The organism is Kitasatospora sp. NPDC023176, from assembly GCF_055560495.1.
Genome location: NZ_JBVHIP010000039.1, coordinates 61,168 through 82,834 on the forward strand (window position 1 = coordinate 61,168; position 21,667 = coordinate 82,834).

The window sequence follows — 21,667 nt, forward strand, 5'->3', positions numbered from 1 at the left end:
GCCTCGCCCCGGGGCACCGGCGACCCCCCTGGTGCCCCGCGTAGCCGGGGCCCCGACCGCACACCCCCGAACTCGAACCCCACCGGGGGGCGCCCGGCCTGTAGGGCCGGGCGCCACCAGATCCGTCGACACCCCATCGTTCAGCGGGTCTTCTTCCGCTTCGTCTTCGTCCAGCCGAGCGCGAAGAACACGAGTGAGGCCGTGAACGCCGCCCCTCCGAGGACGTTTGCGTCATTCCGGGAGGAGTCCCACTCCGCGATGAGGGCGATCAGGGCCGCGAGGGCCAGGAGGCCTACGACGACCGCGGCCGTCACCTTTTTCATCGCGTCCGCCTTTCGCCGATCCGTCCGCTGAGATCCACCGAGTCCGACGGGGACCGGATTACCCGAAGGGGTTGCAGACGAAGCCGCCCGCCCCGATGCCGCCGACCCAGTAGATGTAGGTCCAGCCGTTCTGGTGCTGGCAGACCTGGATCCCGCCGGCGATGACGCCGAGCGCGGCGGCGACGGCTCCGGCGTACGGGCCGCCGCCCAGCGCGGCCACCAGCCCGGAGATGCCGGCACCGGTCCAGAAGCCGCCCTCGACCTTGTTGGTGAGCCAGGAGTCCAGGCCGACCTCGACGCCGTACCAGTGCGTCTTGATGTAGCCGTGTCGGCCGCGCCACCGCCGGCCAGGACGAGCCTGCAGCTCGGCGGCCTGCGGCGCCGCCTCGGTTCGCAGTTCCCGGTCGGGAGCCCTCGGGGCCGCCCAGCGGGGCCTGTCGTGCACCGGCCGGAGAGCGGGTCGGCTATTCGGCCGACTTCCAGGGGCGGGCGAACTCGTGCAGCGCCGTCGCGGCGGCCGGGGCGAGCATCCGGTCGTTCACCGGTGTGCCGGCCGGGTGCAGGAAGTGGTCCAGGCCGGCCAGGGTGCGCAGTCCCGGGCCGGTGGTGTGCGCGCGGGCGAGTGCGGCGAGCAGCGGCGTCGTGGTGGCGCAGGGCACGTTGGTGTCCGCGGTGCCGCAGGTGACGGTGACGCGGGTGCCGGGCCGGATCGCCCGGGCGGCGTCCGGCGGGTAGACGTCGTCGTCGCTGCGGACGAAGCGGGCGTTGTTCGGGCCGAACAGGGCGTTCAGCAGCGAGGCGAGCGGCGGCAGCAGGGCACTCGTGTCAGTGGGGCGCCCGGCCCGGAAGTTGGCGATGGCGGCGGCCATGCCAGACTTGTTCGCCTGGGCCACCGGCTCGGTCAACTGCCCGGCCGTCACGGCCTGGTCGAGCTGGGTGTCAAGCTGGGCGGCCAGGAGGTCCAGCAGGCGCTCGTCCTGCGGGGCCAGCAGTGCGAGGCCGGCCGGCGCGGGCCGTACCGTGCGGGCGAGGAGCAGCGCCTGCAGTCCGCCTTCGCTGTGGCCGACGACCAGCAGGGCGTGCGGGTCGGCCTCCGGTTGGTTGTGCAGGGTGGTGTAGGCGGCCGCGGCCTGGCGGGTGAAGGCGGCCAGGTCCAGCCGGCCGGGGTCGCCCTGGTAGGCGCCGGCTCCGGTGCGGCCGGTGAAGTACTTGTCGAAGCGCAGCGTCATCACGCCGTCGGCGCCGAGGGTGTCGGCTATCAGTGCCAGGGTCCCGGGCGTGAGCTGGGGCGGCTCGTCGCCGTTGCGGTCCGTCGGGCCGCTGCCGGGCAGCAGTAGGGCGGCGGCGAGGTGGTGGCCGGCCCGGTGGGCGGGGACGTGCAGGGTGCCGTAGGCGGTGGTGCCGTCCACGGTGAACTGCACCGCGCGGTCTGCGGTGGGGACGAGTGCGGCCGGTGCGGCCGCGTTGGCGGCGGGCGTGCCCAGTCCCGTCACGGTGACCGCGGCCAGAGTGGCGGCGGTCGCTAAGGTGCTCCAACGCATGTGTTTCTCCTGTGAGTTGGGGTGTGGCTTCGAGCTCCGGGAGCTCAGTGGCCGATCAGCTGCAGGACCGTGATGAAGACGGCCGGACCCACGAGTAGCAGCAGGCACCGGGGATTGCCGAAGTTGAGGGTCCAGCCGATGCCGAACCGCTTGGCGACGAAGAGGGATGGGTCCTGCCGGTTGAGGTAGAACAGCCCGCCGGCGCGCCAGTAGCGGTCGTCGTCCGGGGCCACCACCCGCGGGTCCGCCGGCCCGCCCGCCGCGTCGTCCGGTTCACTCGTCGCCAGGCGGCTCCCGCCCTGCCCGGTGCGCAGCGCGATCGCGACGACGACGAGCAGGCCTGCCGTGATCGGCGCCAGCACGGGGACAGGGGAGAAGGAGAGGTTGCCGTGCCAGGTCTGCCAGGCAGCGGCCAGCATGCCCAGGTTGACGCAGGCCCCCAGCAGCATGACCGAGCCCGCGGTTCGGACGACGAATCGCCGGTGCCGCGCAGCGCTGGTCGCCGGCCGCGCGGGGTCGAGCGCGGCCCGGGAGCGGAGTGCCAGCCGGGTCACCAGCAGGAGCAGCCCGGTGAGCGCGAGTTGGATGAAGACCGGTGCGAAGGCGGTGCCGATCGACTTGTCCGCCAGCCGGTCGGCTTCCCCGTGGGTGGCGTAGTGCATCGGCAGCCGGTCCGGCATCGACGGGTACTCCACCGCGGCGAGCACTGCGGAGAACACGGGGACAAGCAGCGCGGGCGCGGCCCACCGCCAGGGATAGCGCACCGGCTCGGTCCGCAGCGTGGTGTCCACGGCGACCACCTGGCGCAGGCCGCGGTACCAGTCCTCGCCGAGCTTGACCGTCAGGATCGCGCGACGGGCGCGAAGGTACCCGGCCGTGGACACCACCGCGATAGCCGTCGACGCTCCTGCGAACAGCGGTGTGCTCGGGAACACGAGGCAGCATACGAGCTCGGCCGCGAGCACCGCGCCGCCGACGCCCCCCACCCACCAGCGGTACGCGCGCCGCTGTTCGGCGATCACGGGGGCGTTGGCGTGTGCCGGCGGGGTCCGCACCCCGAAGGGCAGGGTCGGCCCGGTGAGGGCGGGCATCAGCCACGCCATCAGCAGTATGACGAAGGGTATGACCACCTGAACGACAGCTGTTCCGGACATCATGCCGGCTCTCCTAGGCCTCTGTGTTCCACGTCGAGCTCTCCATCGTGCGGCTCGCCGCCCCGCCCGCCGAGCCGGGCCCCGAAGGAACCGACGACCCGTCCGCACATCGTCAGCACGGCCTCCGGGTCCACCCCTTGCGCTGCCGCCTCGGCGAGCAGCGTCCGCAGCCGAACCGACCACTCGTCGGCGAAGCCGGGAGGCGGCGGTCCGGAGTGAGGGTCCCGCTGGACCACGGCGCCGCTCTTACGGTTCAGCCGCAGCAGTCCCTCCTGGCGCAGCAGGTCGTAGGCCTTGTTGACGGTGTGGAAGTTGATGCCGAGGTCGCCGGCGAGCTGTCGGGTCGACGGCAGGGCGCTTCCCTCCACCAACTCGCCCACCGCGATGGCCGCCACGACCTGGTCCCGGATCTGCTGGTAGATCGGGACGGCGCTGCTCAGGTCGATGCTCAGGATCACGCGTGACTCCCTGGGGTGTATCTGCTCTATTACTTATAGAACAGACCATCAGTCGCTCGCAAGGAAGGGAGCGTCAGTGTGGCGTCAAGACGGCCGCGGCCAGCCGCAACGCCAGCATGCGCGCCCGCACCGAGGGCGAATCGGGCATCAGGGCGTGACCGGTGCGCTCCAGGATGTCCGCCATGGGCAGCAGGGTGATGGTCCGGCGGCGCAACGTCAGGTAGGCGTCCAGTGAAAGCACGTTCCCCGCGCGGCGCAGATCCGCCTCCTGGCAACTGGCGAGGGCGAAATCGGCGTAGTCGGCGACGAACCGGGCCCGCCACCGCTGTGACATGCCGGGCGCCGAACGCGCCCACAGATCCGCGAGAGCCGCCTCGGCCGGCGCACCGGGGCCGGCTTCTCCTGACCGAGGACCCGCACCAGCCGGTCGACCATCGTACGGACCTGCTCGGGGCGCCGACCGAGATCGCCGCCGGCTGATCTGCCCACCCAATATCGGGATGCCGCACCCTGCCGCATGCACACGGCCCACCACGCACGGGAACCGCACATCCTCCTTCCGCGTCCAGGCTGGGCATCGCGGCGCTCCTCGTCCCGCCGCCGTCACCGTGCGTGTGCGCCTGCTCCCGCCCCCAAGAACATCGATGACCAGCGACGACGACCTGACAGAGGGTCGCCGACCGGGCGGTTTGGCGGCCATCCAGCGATACCCTCCGTGACCGTTCGTCACCGACGAAGCCCCGAAGCAAGCCCCGTGGCCACCACTCCGCGGCGTGATCTGCCCCACATGCCGCCGGGCGGTTCATCCGGTTTGGCCCGAGCTGAACCGAATTGACGGGTCGACATGTCAGCCCATTTCTCATGTGATTCTGATGATCTGTTGACATTTCTTTTAGGTCTACATAAAACTCCGCTCGAACTTTTGCCCAATTATCGGAAGTTGGAGCTTACGCACAGTGAGAACAGCAGCAAGACGGTCGGGCGGTGTGTTCGCCGCGGCACTCGCTGCGGTCGCGCTGGCCGCCACCGCAGTGGCGCCCGCCGCCGCTGCCCCCGGCGGAGCACCGCCGCCCGGCGTAACAGGCACCCAGGACACCGCCGAGAGCCAGGCCGTCAAGGAGGCGGCCCGCACCGGCAAGCCGGTGGAGGTGCTCACCAAGCGCGGCGAGTCCAGTGAGACCGTGGCCCAGCCCGACGGCCGACTGAAGACCACCACGTACGTCCAACCCAAGCGGGTGCGCAAGAACGGCGCCTGGGTGGACCTCGACCCGACGCTGCAGCGGCTGCCCGACGGCGCCGTCGCCCCCAAGGGCTCCACCGCCGACTTGCGGTTCTCCGGCGGCGGCAGCGAACCGCTGGTCACGATGACCCGGGCCGGCAAGGCGTTGAAGCTCAACTGGCCGAAGCCGCTGCCCCAGCCGGTGGTCGACGGTGCGACCGCCGAGTACCGGTCGATCCTGCCGGACGTGGACCTGCGGCTGTCTGCCACCAAGACCGGGTTCACCCAGGTCGTCGTGGTGCACACCGCCGAGGCCGCCAAGAACCCCGGCCTGGAACAGCTCCGGCTCGGTCTGCACGGCGACGGCCTGACCGTCAACCAGGAAGCGGACGGCACCCTCACGGCAAAGGACCCGTCCGGCGGCGGAACCGTCTTCGAGGCGCCCGTCCCGGTGATGTGGGACTCCTCCAAGCCGGCTGCCGCCCCTGCCGACGCGCCGGCAGGGGCTCCGACCGGCGCCCCGAAGACGCCCAATGCCGTCCCGCAGGCCGTCCCGCACGCCGAGGCCGCTGGCCCGGCTGCCACCGCCAGCGCCACCGCAGGCAGGAGTGACTCCGCTACTGCCGGCTACGGTGACCTGCCCGGTGAGGGCGCCAAGATGACCCGCCTCAAGGTCGAGCTACCGAAGGACACCATGGTCCTGACGCCCGACCAGGGCATGCTGAACGACCCCGGCACGATCTACCCGGTGATGATCGACCCGGCGTGGAACACCCCGCACGCCGCCGACTGGGCGGGCGTCTCGCGCACCTACCCGAACCAGGCGTACTGGCACTTCACGTACAACAGCACCTACGTCCACGACTGGGGCGTCGGCTACTGCGGTGACACCTCCCGCTGCGCGCCGACCGACGTCAAGCGGGCCTTCTTCCAGCTGCCCAACCCGTTCGTCGGCAAGCAGATCCTCTCCGCCACCTTCGGCACTTACGAGAGCTGGTCGTACTCCTGCGACGCCCGGCCGGTCGAACTGTGGAACACCGGCTACATCTCCCCGGGCCTGAACTGGAACTCGCAGAACGCCTCCGGGTTCTGGAGCCGTTACCTGCAGACCATCAACACCGCCAAGGGCTGGAGCGGCAGTTGCCCCGGCGGCTGGCTGGAGTACGGCGAGACGGGCGCGGTGAAGAACCTGGTCCAGGACGCCGCGAACTGGGGCTGGCCGACCATCTCCTTCGGCCTGAAGGCGCAGAACGAGGGTGACACCCTCGCCTGGAAGCGCTTCACCGACGACGCCTACCTCCAGGTGTACTACAACCTGCGGCCCAACCAGATCCCGATGTCCGACATGACGATGTCGCCGGGCTCGGTCTGCCAGTACCCGGGCATCCGGATCAACAAGATGCCGCAGGTCACCACCCGGGCCAGTGACCCGGACGGCGAGGCGATCGGTGTCCAGTTCGCGGTCGGCTGGGACGACGGCACCGGCCTGCGCCGCCGCTGGTGGTCCACCGGCTCGGAGGACGCCGCCCCGGCGGGCAACACGTTCAAGGGCTCCGGCTCGATGTTCTCCTGGCCGCTGCCGGCCAACCTGCCGCAGAACATCCAGCTCGACTGGGAGGCCCGCGCCTGGGACGGCGCCCAGTGGGGGCCGTGGTCCTCCGACGGCGACCCGACCGGTTGCTACTTCATCGTCGACACTTCCGCGCCGGACGGCCCGGCGATCACCTCGGACGCCTACCCGGGCTCCAAGGACGCCACCGCGGCCCTGCCGTGGACCGACGGCGTCGGCAAGAACGGCCTGTTCACCCTCAAGTCGGCGGCCACCGATGTGGTCAAGTACCAGTGGGGCCTGGACACTTCGCCGTCCGCGGCGAACGAGGTCGCCACCAGCGGCGGCGCCGGGAGGACAGTGCGCGTCCAGCCGCAGACCGCCGGACCGCACTTCATCTCGGCGCGCGCGGTCGACGGCGCCGGCAACGCCTCGCAGCCCGAGACGTACTACTTCAACGTGCTCGCCGGCCAGCCCCAGCGCGCAGGCTGGGCGATGGACGACACCGGCGGCACCACCGTCACCGGCACCGGCGGCAGCTTCGAGACGACCCTCGGCTCCGGCGCCACCCCCGGTGCGCCCGGCCACCTCGGCCAGGCCCTCGCCCTGGACGGCACCCCCAACGCCTACGCCGAGACCCGGGGCGCGGTGCTGGACACCACCTGCGGCTTCACCGTCTCGGCCTGGGTCAACCTCGCCGACACCACCCGCAACCGGGCGGCGGTCAGTGCGAACGGCACCCTCGCGACCCGCTTCGCCGTCGGCCTGCTCGCCGGCAAGTGGAGCATGTGGACGTCCAACCAGGACAGCAGCAACTACATCCTCGAAGCGGCGACCTCGAACGCCCCGGTGGTGACCGACCAGTGGACCCACCTGGTCGGCGTCTACGACCCGGTGGCCAGGACCGGCACCGTGTACGTCAACGGCGTGCCCGGCACACCGACGGCCATGGCCGGCACCTGGGACGTCCGGGGCCCGCTGGAACTCGGCCGCGCCAAGTTCTTCGGCAACATGACCGACCCGTGGAAGGGCTCGGTCGACGAGGTCCGGCTCTGGGACCGCAACCTGAGCAAGGCCGAGGCCGCCGACGTCGCCGCCGACAAGCAGCTCACCACCGGCCGCCCCGCCAAGGCCGTCTGGCACCTGGACGGCACCGACGCCAAGCCTGTCGGCACCTCCGAGACCGACGACCTCACCGCCTACAACGGCGTGGCGCTCGGCCGCCCCGGCATCGCCGACAAGGCGATCCACCTGGACGGCACGGACGACTACCTGCGCGGCACCCGCCCCCAGGTGGACGGCAGCCGGGACTTCTCCGTCTCCACCTGGGTCAAGCTGCCCGCACCCACCGCCGGCGACACCACCCCGAAGATGGCGGTCACCCAGATCGGCCAGCACAACAACGAGTTCTCGCTCTACTACTCGCCCTACTGGAAGCGCTGGATCTTCGGCCGCTACAAGGAGGACACCTCCACCGACACCCTGGTGCGCACCTGGCAGCCCGACTGCACCCCGAACACCCCGATCAACGGCGTCCCCTGCTTCGCCGGCACCACCGGCGAGTGGACCCACCTGCTGGGAGTATCCGACACCGCCGCGAAGAAGCTGCGCCTCTACATCAACGGATACCTGGTCGGCGAGTCGGACTACACCCAGAACGCGCCGTGGGCCAACCCCGGCCCGCTCCAGGTCGGTGCCGTCAACCGGGAAGGCGCCAACGGCGAGTTCTTCGGCGGCGACATCGACGACGTCCGGATCTACGACCGCGTCGTCACCGGCCCGGAGGCCACCGCGATGGTGCAGCAGCGCCCGCAGCTGGCCGGCCGCTGGAGGCTCGACGCGGCCACCGGCACCCCGGCCGTCACCCCCGACGAGGGCCCGGCCAAGGTCGGCGCGGAGCTCGGCGGCGAGGCCAAGATCAACCCCGCCGGCGGGAACCTGCTCCCCAGCGGAACCCTGCAGCTGGACGGCACGACCGGCTACGCGGCCGCCGCCAAGAGCCCGCTGCACACCGGTCAGAGCTTCACCCTGGCCGGCTGGGCGATGACTGCGGGCACCCCGACCCGGGACATGACGGTCCTGTCGGTGGCCGGTACCCGCAACAGCGCGGTCACCGTGCGCTGGCACCCGCTCGGCCCTGACACCAACGGCCAGCAGATCGGCGAGTGGCAGGCCGAGGTGCGGGCCGACGACCCCGACGGCGCGGTGCGCACCCGTACCGCGCACACCGCGGTCAACGGCACGGCGGCGGACTGGACCCACCTGGCGGTCAGCTATGACGCCTTCGTGGACCGGCTGGTCCTCTACGTCAACGGCCAGCCGGAGAACCAGGGCTGCCCGGACAACTCCGCCGGCTGCATCCCGCACGTCTCCTCGACCGGCGCCCCGCAGCCCTACGAGGCGAGCGGTGGCCTGCAGTTCGGCCGGAACAGGGCGGGCGGCGCCTGGGGTGAGTACTTCTCCGGTGAGCTGGACGACGTCTGGCTGTACCAGGGCGTGCTGAGCCCCGCGCAGATCGTCAAGCTCGCCGACTACAACGCGGTGCCGGACACCTCCACCGGGGTCTGACCCCCTGATCCCCCACGGGCCGGGCGGCTGACTGCCGCCCGGCCCGTGGTCCGTCATATCTCCTTCGCATTCCGTCATATCCATTTTCTCCCAAGGGAGTTGTTCCACTCATGAGCAGGAAGAGGTCGGCGCTGCGGTCGGCCCGCACCAGGGTGTCCGCGGTCATCGCGGGCGCACTGGTCGGGTCACTGCTGCCGACAGTGCCGCTGGCCGCCGTCGCGGCGGCCGCCGAACCGTACGCCAAGCCCACCGCGGTCTCACCCGAGAAGCCGGTCAAGGGCTCCGACGCCAAGACCAAGGGCCGGAAGGCGGACACCACCGTCAGCCGGACGGACGGCCAGCACGGCGCGCTGCCCGGCGCGGGCAGCGCCACCGTCGACGTGCCCGGCGAGAAGGGCACGGCGGTCAGGGCCGGCCGGCTGCCGGTCGCGCTCTCGTCCTCGGGCGCCCCCCGCACGGTCAAGGTCGAACTGCTCGGCCAGGACGCCGCCGTCAAGGCCGGGATCAACGGCGTGCTGATGACCGTCTCCGGCGCCGACGAGAACAGCGGGCTGGCCGTCGACTACTCGTCCTTCGCCCAGGCGGCAGGCTCCGGCTTCGGCTCGCGGCTGAAGCTGGTGCGCCTGCCCGCGTGCGCGCTGACCACGCCCGACCTTCCCGAGTGCAGGGTGCAGACCCCGCTGCCGGGCGGCAACGACCCGGCGAAGCAGACCGTCGCCGCGGACGCGCTGACCACGGCCCCGGCCGGGTCGATGCGCCTGGCCGCCGCGCCCGGCGCGACGGTGGTCGCCGCCACCGCCGGTACCGCCGGACCGAGCGGTGACTACAAGGCGACGCCGCTGTCCAGTGCGTCGAGCTGGTCGACCGCACTGAACAGCGGGTCGTTCACCTGGTCGTACGACATGCCGCTGACCGCGATGCCGGGCGGTCTGACGCCGAAGGTCGCCCTGTCCTACAACTCCGGCGCCATCGACGGCCGGACAGCGAACAGCAACAACCAGGCGTCCTGGGTCGGCGACGGCTTCGACCTGTCGCCGGGCTTCGTGGAACGCAGCTACAAGGCGTGCGCCGACGACGGTGCGCCGAAGACGGGCTCCGCGAGCCCGGGCGACCTGTGCTGGGGCACGGACAACGCGACGATCAGCTTCGCGGGACACTCCGGCGAGCTGATCCCGGTCTCCGGCGACGAGTGGCGCATCAAGGACGACGACGCCACCAAGGTCGTGCGCCTGCGAGACGGGTCCCGGGGTAACGGTGACAACGACGGCGAGTACTTCCGGGCCACGACGCCCGACGGCACGAGCTACTACTTCGGCTACAACCGCCTCCCGAACTGGTCGGCCGGCAAGCCGGAGACCAAGTCGGTCTACACGGTCCCGGTGTTCGGCAACAACGCCGGTGAGCCTTGCAACGGCGCCGACTTCGCCTCCTCCTGGTGCCAGCAGGGCTGGCGGTGGAACCTCGACCTGGTCGTCGACGCCCACGGCAACGACATCACCTACTGGTACACCCCCGAGACCAACAACTACGGCCGCAACCTCAAGGCCACCGACCGCACCCCGTACATCCGGGGCGGCCGCCTGGACCACATCGAGTACGGCCAGCAGCAGGGCGACCTCTACTCCGCCACCGTCAAGCCGATGGGCCGGGTCGACTTCGCCACCGCCGAACGCTGCCTGGAGACCACGGCCGGCGTCTGCGACCCAGCGAAGATCGACGCCAACCGGCAGTACTGGTACGACACCCCGTGGGACCAGAACTGCAAGGACGGCACCGACTGCACCGGCCAGTACTCTCCCACGTTCTTCACCCGCACCCGGCTCACCCAGGTCACGGCCAGGACGCTCCAGGCCGACGGCAGCTACGCCGCGATCGACACCTGGGACCTGACCCACAAGTGGGGCACCGCCGACTTCGACTACCAGCTGCTGCTGGACTCGATCAAGCACACCGGCTCCTCCACCACCCCGTCCGTCGCACTGCCGAGGACCACCTTCGCCTACAAGCAGCTGGCGAACCGGCTCGACAAGGTCGGCGACGGCCGGATGCCGTTCATCAAGCAGCGCCTCGGCACCGTCACCGACGAACTCGGCGGCCAGCTCGACGTCAACTACTCGGCGCCAGCCTGTGACTGGAACAACCTGCCGACGCCGCAGTCCAACACCACCCGCTGCTTCCCGCAGATGTACCAGGCCTCGCTGGAGAGCCCGGTCACCACGGAGTGGTTCAACAAGTACGTCGTCGACTCGGTCATCGTCACCGACCGCACTGGCGGCGCACCCGACATGGTCACCCACTACACCTACCTCGGCGACGCCGCCTGGCACTTCGACGACGAGGACGGCCTGACCAAGGACAAGCTCAAGACCTGGTCCCAGTGGCGCGGCTACGCCCGCACCCGGGTCGAGACCGGCGGCGTCACCGGCATGACCACCCAGGCCGACCACTACTACCTGCGCGGCATGGACGGCGACCGCTCCGACCCCGCCGACAAGTCCAGGAAGCGCACCGTCACCGTCGACGACGGCCAGGGCACCACACTCGCCGACGACAACGCCTGGTCCGGCTACGAGTACCGCACCGAGCAGTACGACAAGCCCGGCGGCGCGGTTCTGACCAAGACCGTCAACACCCCCTGGAAGCAGGAGACCGCCAAGCGGGTCCGCGACTGGGGCACCACCACCGCCGACATCACCGGCACCGCCGTCACCCGCTCCTTCACCTCGCTCGACAAGGGCGTCGGCACCGCCTGGCGGGAGACCCGCACCAACACCACCCGCGACACCTACGGCCGCTCCACAGTGGTCGAGGACCTGGGCGACGTGGCGGTCGCGGGCGACGACACGTGCACCCGCACCACCTACGCCGACAACACCGCTGCCTGGCTGCTGTCCAGCATCATGCGCGTCGAGACCGTGGCCGCCGGCTGCGGGAGCGACGTCAGCCGGCAGACCCGGGCCGACGGGACCTCCGCCGTCCTGTCCGACCAGCGCGTGCGCTACGACGGCCAGGCGTACGGCGCCGCACCCACCAGGGGCGACGTCACGCTCGCCCAGACGCTCAAGTCGCAGACCGGCAACAGCGCCGTCTTCCTGGACAACGCCTTCGCCTACGACGTCTACGGACGCACCCTGACGGCCACCACCCTGGCCTCCACCACGGTCGTCGATGTCACGGGCGCGACCGGCCCGGTCACCACCGCCTCGCCGGAGTCCCGGACCACCACCACCGCCTACACCCCGGCCATCGGCCGGCCCACCAGGTCCGCGGTGACCACCCCGCCTGCCAAGGCTGGGGACGCCACCACCGCCCGGACCACGACCACCGACCTCGACCTGTTGCGCGGCCTGACGACCGACAGCGTCGACGCCAACAACCGCCGCACCGACATCCAGTACGACGCCCTCGGCCGCACCCTCAAGGTCTGGCAGCCCAACCGGTCGAAGACCACGGGACAGCTCCCCAACCTCGAGTTCGAGTACACCGTCGCGGACGGCAGGATCGTCGCCGTCGCCGCCAAGACACTCAACAGCGACGGATCCCAGCAAACCGGCTACACGCTCTACGACGGACTCGGCCGAGCCCGACAGACCCAGTCCCCGGGCGACAACGGCGGCCGCGTGCTGACCGACACCTTCTACGATGAGCGCGGCCAGACCGTCCTCACCTACACGCCGTACTACGCCACCGGCGCGCCGTCCACGACCCTGCGTAGCGTCGACGACACCACCGGGGTCGAGACCCAGACCGCCACCGCCTACGACGGCCTCGGACGCATCGTCAGCAGCACGGCCCTCGCGGGCAACGGCGTCGGCACCCCGCTCTCCACCACGACCACCGAGTACGGCGGCGACCGGGTCACCGTCACTCCGCCCACCGGCGGTACCCCGACCACCACCATCAGCGACGCGGCCGGCCGGACCACCGAACTGCGCCAGTACACGTCGGGGACCCCAACCGGCGCCTACGACACGACCAGCTACGGCTACGACCCCGCCGGCAAGCTCACCAGACTGACCGACCCGTCCGGAACGACCTGGACCTGGCTCTACGACCAGCTCGGCCGGCAGACCAAGGCGGTCGACCCCGACAGCGGAACCACCGTCAGGGCGTACGACAACCGAGGCCAGCTGACCAGCACCACCGACGGCCGGGGCAGGGTGATCGCCAGCGTCTACGACAACCTCGGCCGCCTGACCGAGACCCGTGAGGGATCGGCCACCGGCACCCTGCTGACGTCGCAGGCCTGGGACCCGTCCGGCAACAAGGGCGTCCTGGCCTCCAGCACCCGCTACAGCACCGTCGGCGGCACCACCTACCAGTACAGGACCGCGTACTCGCTGTTCGACACCCTCGGCCGCTCCACCCGGACGACCGTCACCGTCCCGTCCGTCCCCGGCCAGGAAGGCCTCGCTGGCACCTACGTCAGCGGCAGCATCTACCGCCTCGACGGCCTGCCGCAGAGCATCAGCTACCCGGCAGCCGGCAACCTGCCCGCCGAGTCCGTCGCCATGACGTACGACGCGCTTCGCCGACAGACTGCCGTCGAAGGCCTGAGCAAGTACCTCACCAACCAGACGTACAGCCTCACCGGCAAACCGCTGCAGTCCACGCTCGGCAACGGCACCGCCGGCAAGGACGTGTACGTCACCAACGCCTACGAGTGGGGCACCCAGCGCCTCGCCTCCAGCCGCACCGACCAGTACGGCATCACCGGAGCCACCCGTGCCACCGGCTACACCTACGACCAGGCCGGCAACGTCACCTCGGTCACCGACACCTCGCGGTCCGGCACGGACCGGCAGTGCTTCCGGTACGACCACCTGGCCCGCCTGACCGAGGCCTACACTCCCGGCACCGGCACCTGCCCGGCGCCCGGCAGCGCCCAACTCGGCGGCCCAGCCCCGTACTGGACCAGCTGGACGTACAACACCAACGGCACCCGGGCCACCGAAACCCGGCACGACCCAGCCGGTAACACCGCACAGAACGCCACCACCACCTACGCCTACCCCGCCGCCACCGCGGCCCACCCGCACACCCTGACGTCCACCAGCACCGTCACCGGCACCAACGGCACCCCCATACCGGAGAGCTACGACTACGACGACGCAGGCAACACCACGGGCCGGCACCTCAAGCCGTCCGACACCCGCACCAGCGACCAGACACTGACCTGGGACGTGGAGGGCCGGCTGAGCCAGGTCGTCGACACCGTCACCCCCACGACCGCCCCCACCACGACCGCCACCCGGAGCACCGACTACCTCTACGACGCAGGCGGCAACCGCCTGATCGGCCACACCCGCGACACCGCCGTCCCCGCCGCCGAGAACTGGACCCTCTACCTCGGCGCCACCGAACTCAACCTGGTCAAGGGCGCCGCGAAGCCCACCGCCACCCGCTACTACGCGCTGGGCGGTGCCACCGCTGTCCGCACCGACGACAACAAGCTGACCTTCCAGGTCGCCGACCACCACGGCACCGCCGAGATCGGTATCGACGCGACCACCGGCGCCGTCGCCCAGCGCCGCACCGCCCCCTTCGGTGGCATCCGCGGCACCGCGCCCACCGACTGGGCCGGCCACCGGGGCTTCCTCGGCGGCACCGACGAGCCCACTGGACTCACCCACCTCGGTGCCCGCGACTACGACCCGTCCACCGGGCGTTTCATCAGCGTCGATCCGGAGATCACCACGTCCGACCCGCAGTCGCTGGCGGCGTACACCTACAGCGACAACAACCCCCTGACCTTCAGCGACCCGACCGGGCGCAACTTCCTCGACGGACTGTGGGCGAGTCTGCGCCAGTTCAAGAAGGACCTCAAGGCGACGATGAAGCAACTCGGCGTCCAGCACCCGATGGACCGAACCAGCGCGCACAACAACGCGCAGCGGGTCGCCGCCGGCGAGATCAAGGACCAGGCCACGAGAATGGGTGCCACCAACTTCGAGGTCCTGCAGAACGTCGACGTCCCCAACGCCAGCAAGAAGTGCCTGTACAACCCCTCGCTGACAACCTGCAACAAGGGCAACGTCGACATCCTCGGCCACGACCCCAAGAGCGACGTCTACTACGTGTGGGAGGTCAAGTCCGCCGGTGAAGCGGCCAAGGCCGTGCCGGAGGCCGAGTGGTACGTGAAGAAGCTGGAGGAGGACGGTAAGAAGGCGGTCCTCGGGTGGACCATCGGCGGCCCCTACGACGTGCCCGACGGGAACATCGCGGTCGGTCCGGCGGAAGGCGCGGTGATCTACGGGAAGCCGGACAATCAGAAAATGAAGAAGAACATGCCCGCCCCCGGCGTGAGCCAGCAGTCCCAGGCCGCACGGGTGCCCACCGCCACCCCCGGCCCGGCGCCCGGCCGCTACCCCGGCACCGCGCATCAGCCGGGCCTGGGAACCGTCCCGCTGTCCGACACCGGGGTGAACAACTCGGCGCTGCTGATCCCCGCCGGGATCCTCGTCATCGCGGGGGTCGTCGCGGGAGCCCCGGCCGAAGCCGGAGCCGCCGCGGGCACGGCGACGACCGTGGCCGTGACGCGGGCGATGTTCGCCCTGGCAGCATGACGGTTCCGCGGACGGTTCCGCGGACGATTCCCCGACGGAGAGACGACAGATGATGTCCCTTGAGACATGGACCCGCCGGTACGTGGCGCCGGTGGCCAAGGAAGCAGGCCTGACCCGGAAGGGCCTGCTGTACCGTCTGGCCCACGAGAACGGCGACCACGCACTGCTGGAGTTCCGGCCCCGGCACCTCGACCCTGCGATGGAGGTCTTCACGGTCAAGGCGTTCGTCGTGCCGGCCACGTCCTGGGCGTGGAGCTACCGCAAGAGCTGGGAGTCCGCCCGGAAGAAGGCCCCGGACGCGTCGGCCGCCCTCGTCCAGTGGAGTGTGACGCCACCGGAAAACGTCGCCTTCACCCCCCACGCGGTCGGCCCGCTCGACGCGGACTGGGCGTACGGCGCAGGAGTCGACCCCGACACCGCGGGCCGGGCCGTGGCCGAAGTCCTGCGGGAGGCGACCCTCCCGGCCATGCGGCGGCTGCTCGACCGCGAACAGCTGTGGGCGGAGATCTGTCGACCGGGCTTCGCGTTCCACCGCGGACGCCCGCCCGGCTGGGCCCGGATGCTGCTGCACGTCGACGAGGCGTCACCCGCCGAACTCGAAGAGCTGGCCAGCCAGGTGGAGACGGACTACCCGGTCGCCGACGAATTCATCGCCTGGGCCCGCGCCCGGGCTGCCGGACACCTCGGATGACCGGCGAGCGCCCGGCCGGATCCCCGGCCGGGCGCTCGCCCGTTCCCCCGTCCCCCAGGCCGGCGGGGATCGGAGGACCGCCTGCCGCGGCAAGTTCCACTGTCGGTCCTGCGGCCACACCGCGCACGCCGGCACGGTGGGAGCGATCAACGCTGTACGGGCCGGGCTGGTCCGGGCTGGTCCGGTACGGTGCCAACCCGGCCTGGCGAGAAGCCCCCACGCTCACGCGGGGGAGGAGTCACAAGCGTCGAATGACGTTCGAGCGTGAGTGGGCGAGCAGGAGCGCGGCAGCCAACCGTAGGTTCGTGGACAAGGCCGTGGTGATCGCACGAGAAGTCGAGGTAACGCTCGGCCACGAATCGATGACCTACCCGAGGAACACGGTGCAGCGGGCGCGGGATGCGCTCGCCGACCGGTTGTTCGCGATCCTGGCCGCGACGCGCTACGCCAGCACGACCTACTACACCGTCGACCCCCTGCCGATGGCGATTCTGTCCGACGAGTACGGCGACGACTGAAGTTCCACCCTGCGGTTGGACACTCTCTGTCTACGCCGCGAGGGTGTGACCTTGCCGGTGCCGCCGCCGAATCTCGAGTGGCGTGAGGTAGCCCCACCGGAGGCTCCCGTTCACTGTGCGAGGGATCTGTCCAGCCCACTCGCTCTGCCGGTGCATAGCACCCCGGTAGCACGGCAGGGCCCCTCGGACCGCCGTCCGGACCGCGAAGCTCCCGGGGCGCAGGCCCCGGGAGCCTTTTGAGAGGAAGCTCAGAGGATCCGGGCACTGGCCCCCGATCTGACCATCCGTCACACTTGGCGGCGCCGAATCACGTTGTCCGCGATACGCCCACGCCGCCGCATTCCGAGATGCTCCTGGAGCGCCGCGATCGCGCGGACAGGGCTCGGCACTTTCCATTCGCATGTCATGAACCAGACATTCACCGAATGTCGTCCCCACCGGAAGGGATTCCCCCATGACCTCGATCACCGCCGCCGGCGCTGCTGCCCCACCCGCCACCGACGCCGTACTCCGCCGACTGCACGGCGCCGCGGTCGTCCGGATCACCTTCGGGCTCCTGTGGGCCGTCGACGCCTCCTTCAAGTGGCTGCCCGGCTTCATCCACGGCCAGACCGTGACGAAGGAACTCGGCAAGGCCGCCACCATCCACGCCCCGGTCCTGCACCAGTGGATCGCCCTGTGGCACGGCATCGCCGACGCACAACCCGGCCTGTTCGCCGTCGGCACCGCCCTGACCGAGACCTGCATCGCCCTCGGCCTGATCTTCGGCGTGCTCAGCAACCTGGTCTTCATCGGCAGCGCCATCTTCTCCTTCGGCATCTGGTCCGCCGCCGAGGCCTTCCACCTGCCCTGGACGAAGGACGGCATCACCGATCTCGGCCCCTCCGTCGCCTACATCTTCGCGTCCCTCGCCCTCTTGCACGCCTCCGCCGGAGCCACCTGGAGCCTCGACAGCAGACTCCGCCCCGCGCTGGGCCGATTCGCCCCGCTCAGCTCCCCCGACGCCGCCGCTCTCGTCGCGTCGGCACGCTGACCGGTCGGCCGGTCCGCGCACCGGCTCCCGCCGACGCACCACCCGCCCCGCCGCATTGCGACGTCACCGGTGGTTCCACCGTCCCCGGCCACTGACCGGGGACGGTCCCGTCCGCACATACACACCCGTCGACTACCACGGCCCAACCGCCCTCGTCCGGAAACTGCCCGCCCCCTACGAAGTGGTCCGGAAGAGCCGGGGGCCTATGGGCGGACCGGCGACCCTGGCGGCTCGGTCCGGACCAACGGGCCGCTCCCGCGGCGAGGAGGAGATCGGCCGTCCCGGTCCGCCCGCGCAGGTGATCGCATCGCCATCGATGTCAGGGCTGTTCGGCCCAAGCGGTCCGGCCACGGCTCCGGGCACGATGGCGGTGAGCGGCGATCCGGCCGCGACACGGCACGGCACGGCACGGAAGTGAACGAGATGGGCACAGCGGCGGAATCCGGTTCCATGACCGCCGCCGGCCGCGAGGTCCTGCGCATCGACCGAGTCGCCCGCTCCCCCGACGGCCGCCCCGAAGCGACAGCCCGCCGACCAGGCATGAAACTGATCACGAGCACCGGACAGGAGCACCCGGCCCGATGACCTTCTTCGACAGGCTCAACCCCCACCAGGAGAGCCACGCCGCCAGCCGGACCGGCTGGCTTCGCGCTGCCGTCCTCGGCGCCAACGACGGCCTGGTCTCGGTCGCCAGCCTCATGGTCGGTCTGGCCGCCAGCGGCGCGAGCACCTCCACCGTCGTCACCGGCGGCCTGGCGGGCCTCTCGGCGGGCGCGATGGCGATGGCCGCCGGGGAGTACGTCTCGGTCAGCTCACAGGTCGACGTCGAGACCGCCGACCGGGCCAAGGAGGCGCGCGAGCTCGCGGAGGCACCGGAGGCCGAACTCGCCGAACTCACCGCCATCTACGAGGGCCGGGGCGTGCCGCGCGACCTCGCCCGACAGGTCGCCGAAGCCCTGCACGAGGCCGACCCGCTTCAGGCCCACCTACGCGACGAACTCGGCCACAGCGAGCACACCGCCGCCAACCCCGTCCAGGCCGCCCTCGCCTCCGCCGCCAGCTTCCTCGGTGGCGGGCTCGTCCCCTTCCTCGGACTGCTCGCCGCCTCCACCACCGCACGGCTGTGGCTCATCGTCGCCGTCACCCTCTGCGGCCTCGCCCTGGCCGGCGTGCTCGCCGCCCGCGCCGCCGGCACCACGCTCCTGCGCCCGACCCTACGCGTCCTCATCGGCGGCGGTCTCGCCATGGCCGTCACCGCCGCCGTCGGCCAACTCGCCCACGTCGCGGGGGTGTGACCCGACCGGGACCGCCGGCATCCGATCCCACCCCGGCCGGGGACCGGCGCCGTCAGCGCCGCGTGCGGTAGTGGTCGCGCCAGACCAGGCGGTACACCCTCGTCCAGCGGGGGATGGAGCGGATGCCGGGGATCAAGGGCACGAGGACCAGCGCGAGGCTGAGCACCGCCATGATCGCCCAGACCTCGGCGTCCGCGTTCTTGGAGGTCTTGAACGGGTCGATCTGGTACCAGAAGGTGTACAGCCACAGCCATGCCTGCCCGGGGTAGTTCCCGGTCTCGTTCATCATCCCCCACTGGCTGCCGGTCAGGTGCTGCCCGGTCGCCCGGTCCGAGAGGTACGAGCCGTCGGAGAGGAAGAGCATCGGCTTGGTGTAGTCGGTCTGGTAGAAGCGGCCCCGGGCCAGCAACTGGCCGTCCAGCGAGCCCGCCTGGGCGAGGGCCAACAGACGTGCCACCAGCACCGGCACCGGTCCGTAGTCAGCGGGGGCGACCTTCGCCGGGTCGCCGTCCGGGGCCTTGCCCAGGGCGTCCGCGTAGGCCGAACTCCAGGTCTGGCGCCGGTCGGGCGACGCCGCGTTCCACTGCGTGAGCGCGACGGCGGCCTCCGGCGGCTCGGGGGACTCCCGCAGCGGCCGCAGCACGAAGTCCTCGGCCGGGTCGACCGGGATGCGGACTCCGGCGGCCCGCTGCAGGCCGACCGGGCCGATCTTCTGGCCGGCGCCCGGGACGTCGTTGTACGGCGGACCGTACTGCGCGGAGGTGCTGGAGCCGGCGAGTTCGGCGACGGCCGTCGCGGTGAAGTCGTTCGGCGCCGCCGTGGACCAGGACGCCAGGGTGACCGGGGTCTCATCCGGGGAGGAGAACAGGCCGGCCAGCCCCGCGCTGAGCAGGGCGACGACCACCAGCGCGACCGTGAACTCCTTGACCAGGTCGTACCGGCGGGTGGGGAAGGCGTCCGACTCGGGCACCCGGGAGGCCTTCACCGCTCGTCTCTGGACCCGGTGGCCCCGATCGGTGGCACGATCCCGCGGATCCGGACCAGCGCGACGTGCCAGGCGGTCAGCAGCCCGACCACGAGCGGGAGCAGGACGATGTGCCACATCAGCATCTGGCCGAAGTCGAGCACGTTGAACCAGGCACCGACGCCGACCGCGTTGAGCGCGTCCTTGGCCTGCCCGGAGATCCACTGGGAGTCGAAGTTCTGCTGCACCACGTAGCCGGTGAACGCGGTGCCGATCGAGGCCAGGAAGGTCACCGCGCCGGTCATCCAGGTCAGGGCCCGCCGGCCGCGCCAGGCGGCCATGAAGAACTTGCCCCACAGGTGGATCACCATGACCGCCATGAACAGCTCGACACTCCACAGGTGGACGCTGTTGACGTACTTGCCCACGCTCGACACGTGCCACCAGGCCGGGCCCATCAGGGCGAGCAGCCCACCGGAGACCAGGACCACCACCAGGGCCGACACGGTGAGCACGCCGAAGACGTAGATCCACGACGACATGTAGGCCGGCTGGGCCTCCGGGAGGAGCTTCTCTGGCGGCAGCTTCCGCAGGGCGTACCGCCGCAGCGCCCCCGTCCAGCTACTCGTCATCGCGCCGCCCGTGCGGGAAGGGGAGCAGCAGCGCGGCCACGAAGACCACCACCATCAGGCCGATGACCACCAGGTTCGCCACCGAGATCTGGACCACTCCCCAGTGCAGGTAGTGACCGGGGTGATCGAGGTCGACGGGCGCCGCGAGGACGCACGTCGCCGGTGCCGCTGCCATCGCGACTCCCTTCGGACTGCGGACGGGATCTGGCGTCAGTCTCGCCCCGCGGGTGCGCGTCGGCACCCGCGGTGACCCGAACGGACCGGTCCCCGCCGCCGGCCGGCCGACGGGACTGCCGGCGCGGACGCCCGCTGCCGGGGTGCGTCGGCGGGGAAGCGTTCACCCCGTGCCGATGCGGCGGCCGACGACCTCGACGGGGCGGATGCGCACCCACAGGGGCCGGGAGCCACCGGCCCATGGCGCGGCGCCGGGCAGGGGGTGGAGAGCCGCTTCTGCTCGTCCGGGTCGTCGGTGTGGTGAGCCTCGCCGAGGCGAGTGGTCATGACCGCCTCCATGACGTCAGAGTCCGGTACGCGACCTTATGTCTGGCTTGTCATCACTGCCTGGCCGTGGACACATTGGGCCCTGTCATCGCGGTCGTCGTGCTGGCGGCCTCCGCGCACGACAACGCTGCGGGCCGAGCCCTGCTGGACGGCGTGGCCGCACAGACGGACACGGTGCGCAAGGCCCTGGTCGACCAGGGGTTCAAGAAAAGCTTCGTTGACCACGGCCTCGACGTCGAGATCGTTGAGCGCAATCCGGCCGACACGGGCTTCGTTCCGCAGGTCAAACGGCGGGTCCGCGACTGACACCCCGCAGATCAGCGCCGTCCTGGCCTACGTCGAGGCCCGCGAGCACGAACTCGTCGAACAGGCCGGACAGCTCCGCTCGCACATCGAGGACCTCACCGCCCGCCTCGGCGAGCTCGACGCGGAGAGCGAGAACCTGCGCATCACCCGCAAGACCCTCCTCGCCATCCCGCGACCCGAGCCCGGCCACGAGGCGCCCCGCCCCCACGTGCCGGCCCACCCGGGCTCCCGTCCGGGCCCTGTCGGCTCAGTGCGGGCGCTGGTGGTGCTGCCCGGACTCGTCCGCGTGGGCGGCGATGACGGCGGCCTGGAGGCGACGCTCGACACCCAGTTTGGCGAGCAGCCGCGA

16 protein-coding genes and 2 pseudogenes are annotated in these 21,667 nt (G+C 71.2%); 7 read left to right on the forward strand and 11 right to left on the reverse strand.

Going from position 1 to position 21,667, the window contains the following annotated elements; all coding sequences use genetic code 11:
• Positions 1-140 precede the first annotated feature (140 nt).
• The 6 genes from ACZ3YL_RS35670 to ACZ3YL_RS35695 all read right to left on the reverse strand — a co-directional run bounded on the left by ACZ3YL_RS35670 (position 141) and on the right by ACZ3YL_RS35695 (position 4,176).
• Entirely contained in the window at positions 141-323 is a 183-nt protein-coding gene (locus ACZ3YL_RS35670; RefSeq protein ID WP_188302822.1) for a hypothetical protein, read from the reverse strand.
• Between the two features lie 58 nt (positions 324-381).
• Positions 382-768: a hypothetical protein gene (locus ACZ3YL_RS35675; protein ID WP_188302823.1), complete on the reverse strand. Its 387-nt coding sequence runs from the start codon at positions 766-768 to the stop codon at positions 382-384.
• A 19-nt stretch (positions 769-787) separates the two neighbouring features.
• Positions 788-1,864: an alpha/beta hydrolase family protein gene (locus ACZ3YL_RS35680; RefSeq protein ID WP_223241739.1), complete on the reverse strand. Its 1,077-nt coding sequence runs from the start codon at positions 1,862-1,864 to the stop codon at positions 788-790.
• Positions 1,865-1,908: 44 nt separating this feature from the next.
• Positions 1,909-3,021, reverse strand: a complete 1,113-nt coding sequence (locus tag ACZ3YL_RS35685) for a DUF1648 domain-containing protein (RefSeq protein WP_188302824.1) — start codon at positions 3,019-3,021, stop codon at positions 1,909-1,911.
• Positions 3,018-3,476 (reverse strand): GntR family transcriptional regulator, encoded by a 459-nt coding sequence (locus ACZ3YL_RS35690; protein WP_188302825.1) that lies wholly within the window; start codon positions 3,474-3,476, stop codon positions 3,018-3,020. The genes ACZ3YL_RS35685 and ACZ3YL_RS35690 overlap by 4 nt, the downstream gene beginning before the upstream one ends.
• Before the next feature lie 73 nt (positions 3,477-3,549).
• A complete protein-coding gene (locus tag ACZ3YL_RS35695; protein WP_465661578.1) occupies positions 3,550-4,176 on the reverse strand; it encodes a terpene synthase family protein in 627 nt (208 codons plus the stop codon).
• 286 nt (positions 4,177-4,462) lie between these two features.
• Here ACZ3YL_RS35695 and ACZ3YL_RS35700 point away from each other — a divergent pair, with 286 nt between their 5' ends.
• From ACZ3YL_RS35700 to ACZ3YL_RS35725, 6 genes are all read left to right on the forward strand, one after another.
• Entirely contained in the window at positions 4,463-8,812 is a 4,350-nt protein-coding gene (locus tag ACZ3YL_RS35700; protein ID WP_465661580.1) for a LamG-like jellyroll fold domain-containing protein, read from the forward strand.
• A gap of 110 nt (positions 8,813-8,922) precedes the next feature.
• Complete coding sequence (locus tag ACZ3YL_RS35705; RefSeq protein ID WP_465661582.1) at positions 8,923-15,378, forward strand: RHS repeat domain-containing protein; 6,456 nt, start codon at positions 8,923-8,925, stop codon at positions 15,376-15,378.
• 49 nt (positions 15,379-15,427) lie between these two features.
• Positions 15,428-16,069, forward strand: coding sequence for a hypothetical protein (locus ACZ3YL_RS35710; protein WP_465661584.1), 642 nt, complete (start codon positions 15,428-15,430; stop codon positions 16,067-16,069).
• Between the two features lie 251 nt (positions 16,070-16,320).
• The gene (locus ACZ3YL_RS35715) at positions 16,321-16,587 is read left to right on the forward strand and encodes a hypothetical protein (RefSeq protein ID WP_465661586.1); all 267 of its coding nucleotides are present in this window, start codon (positions 16,321-16,323) and stop codon (positions 16,585-16,587) included.
• A 454-nt stretch (positions 16,588-17,041) separates the two neighbouring features.
• Positions 17,042-17,620 (forward strand): hypothetical protein, encoded by a 579-nt coding sequence (locus ACZ3YL_RS35720; protein WP_188306494.1) that lies wholly within the window; start codon positions 17,042-17,044, stop codon positions 17,618-17,620.
• A gap of 581 nt (positions 17,621-18,201) precedes the next feature.
• The gene (locus ACZ3YL_RS35725) at positions 18,202-18,915 is read left to right on the forward strand and encodes a VIT1/CCC1 transporter family protein (RefSeq protein WP_188306492.1); all 714 of its coding nucleotides are present in this window, start codon (positions 18,202-18,204) and stop codon (positions 18,913-18,915) included.
• Positions 18,916-18,967: 52 nt separating this feature from the next.
• Here ACZ3YL_RS35725 and ACZ3YL_RS35730 read toward each other — a convergent pair whose 3' ends face one another.
• Genes ACZ3YL_RS35730 through ACZ3YL_RS35740 form a run of 3 tightly spaced genes read right to left on the reverse strand, consistent with a single transcriptional unit; the run spans position 18,968 to position 20,686 of the window.
• Positions 18,968-19,900 carry a hypothetical protein gene (locus ACZ3YL_RS35730; protein WP_188306491.1) on the reverse strand — a complete coding sequence of 311 codons (933 nt, stop codon included), beginning with the start codon at positions 19,898-19,900 and terminating at the stop codon, positions 18,968-18,970.
• Positions 19,897-20,511 (reverse strand): cytochrome b N-terminal domain-containing protein, encoded by a 615-nt coding sequence (locus tag ACZ3YL_RS35735; protein ID WP_465661588.1) that lies wholly within the window; start codon positions 20,509-20,511, stop codon positions 19,897-19,899. Before ACZ3YL_RS35735 ends, ACZ3YL_RS35730 begins: the two co-directional genes overlap by 4 nt.
• Positions 20,501-20,686 (reverse strand): hypothetical protein, encoded by a 186-nt coding sequence (locus ACZ3YL_RS35740; RefSeq protein ID WP_188306489.1) that lies wholly within the window; start codon positions 20,684-20,686, stop codon positions 20,501-20,503. Before ACZ3YL_RS35740 ends, ACZ3YL_RS35735 begins: the two co-directional genes overlap by 11 nt.
• Before the next feature lie 386 nt (positions 20,687-21,072).
• Between ACZ3YL_RS35740 and ACZ3YL_RS35745 the strand changes: the two are divergent.
• Positions 21,073-21,303 (forward strand): annotated as a pseudogene (locus ACZ3YL_RS35745) (IS5/IS1182 family transposase); the annotation flags it as partial.
• Here ACZ3YL_RS35745 and ACZ3YL_RS35750 read toward each other — a convergent pair.
• Both ACZ3YL_RS35750 and ACZ3YL_RS35755 read right to left on the reverse strand, forming a co-directional pair.
• On the reverse strand, positions 21,296-21,538 hold the full coding sequence (locus ACZ3YL_RS35750; RefSeq protein ID WP_188306487.1) for a hypothetical protein: 243 nt from the start codon (positions 21,536-21,538) through the stop codon (positions 21,296-21,298). The pseudogene ACZ3YL_RS35745 and the gene ACZ3YL_RS35750 sit on opposite strands and share 8 nt — an antisense overlap.
• A gap of 27 nt (positions 21,539-21,565) precedes the next feature.
• Positions 21,566-21,667: pseudogene (locus tag ACZ3YL_RS35755) on the reverse strand (DNA-binding response regulator); the annotation flags it as partial.

Excerpts from the sequence above, each read along its gene's own strand:
- ACZ3YL_RS35670 (WP_188302822.1), bottom strand. The coding sequence starts at position 323 with ATGAAAAAGGTGACGGCCGCGGTCGTCGTAGGCCTCCTGGCCCTCGCG.
- ACZ3YL_RS35680 (WP_223241739.1), bottom strand. The coding sequence starts at position 1,864 with ATGCGTTGGAGCACCTTAGCGACCGCCGCCACTCTGGCCGCGGTCACC.
- ACZ3YL_RS35685 (WP_188302824.1), bottom strand. The coding sequence starts at position 3,021 with ATGATGTCCGGAACAGCTGTCGTTCAGGTGGTCATACCCTTCGTCATA.
- ACZ3YL_RS35695 (WP_465661578.1), bottom strand. The coding sequence starts at position 4,176 with ATGGCCGCCAAACCGCCCGGTCGGCGACCCTCTGTCAGGTCGTCGTCG.
- ACZ3YL_RS35705 (WP_465661582.1), top strand. The coding sequence starts at position 8,923 with ATGAGCAGGAAGAGGTCGGCGCTGCGGTCGGCCCGCACCAGGGTGTCC.
- ACZ3YL_RS35710 (WP_465661584.1), top strand. The coding sequence starts at position 15,428 with ATGATGTCCCTTGAGACATGGACCCGCCGGTACGTGGCGCCGGTGGCC.
- ACZ3YL_RS35715 (WP_465661586.1), top strand. The coding sequence starts at position 16,321 with ATGACGTTCGAGCGTGAGTGGGCGAGCAGGAGCGCGGCAGCCAACCGT.
- ACZ3YL_RS35720 (WP_188306494.1), top strand. The coding sequence starts at position 17,042 with ATGACCTCGATCACCGCCGCCGGCGCTGCTGCCCCACCCGCCACCGAC.
- ACZ3YL_RS35725 (WP_188306492.1), top strand. The coding sequence starts at position 18,202 with ATGACCTTCTTCGACAGGCTCAACCCCCACCAGGAGAGCCACGCCGCC.
- ACZ3YL_RS35735 (WP_465661588.1), bottom strand. The coding sequence starts at position 20,511 with ATGACGAGTAGCTGGACGGGGGCGCTGCGGCGGTACGCCCTGCGGAAG.
- ACZ3YL_RS35740 (WP_188306489.1), bottom strand. The coding sequence starts at position 20,686 with ATGGCAGCGGCACCGGCGACGTGCGTCCTCGCGGCGCCCGTCGACCTC.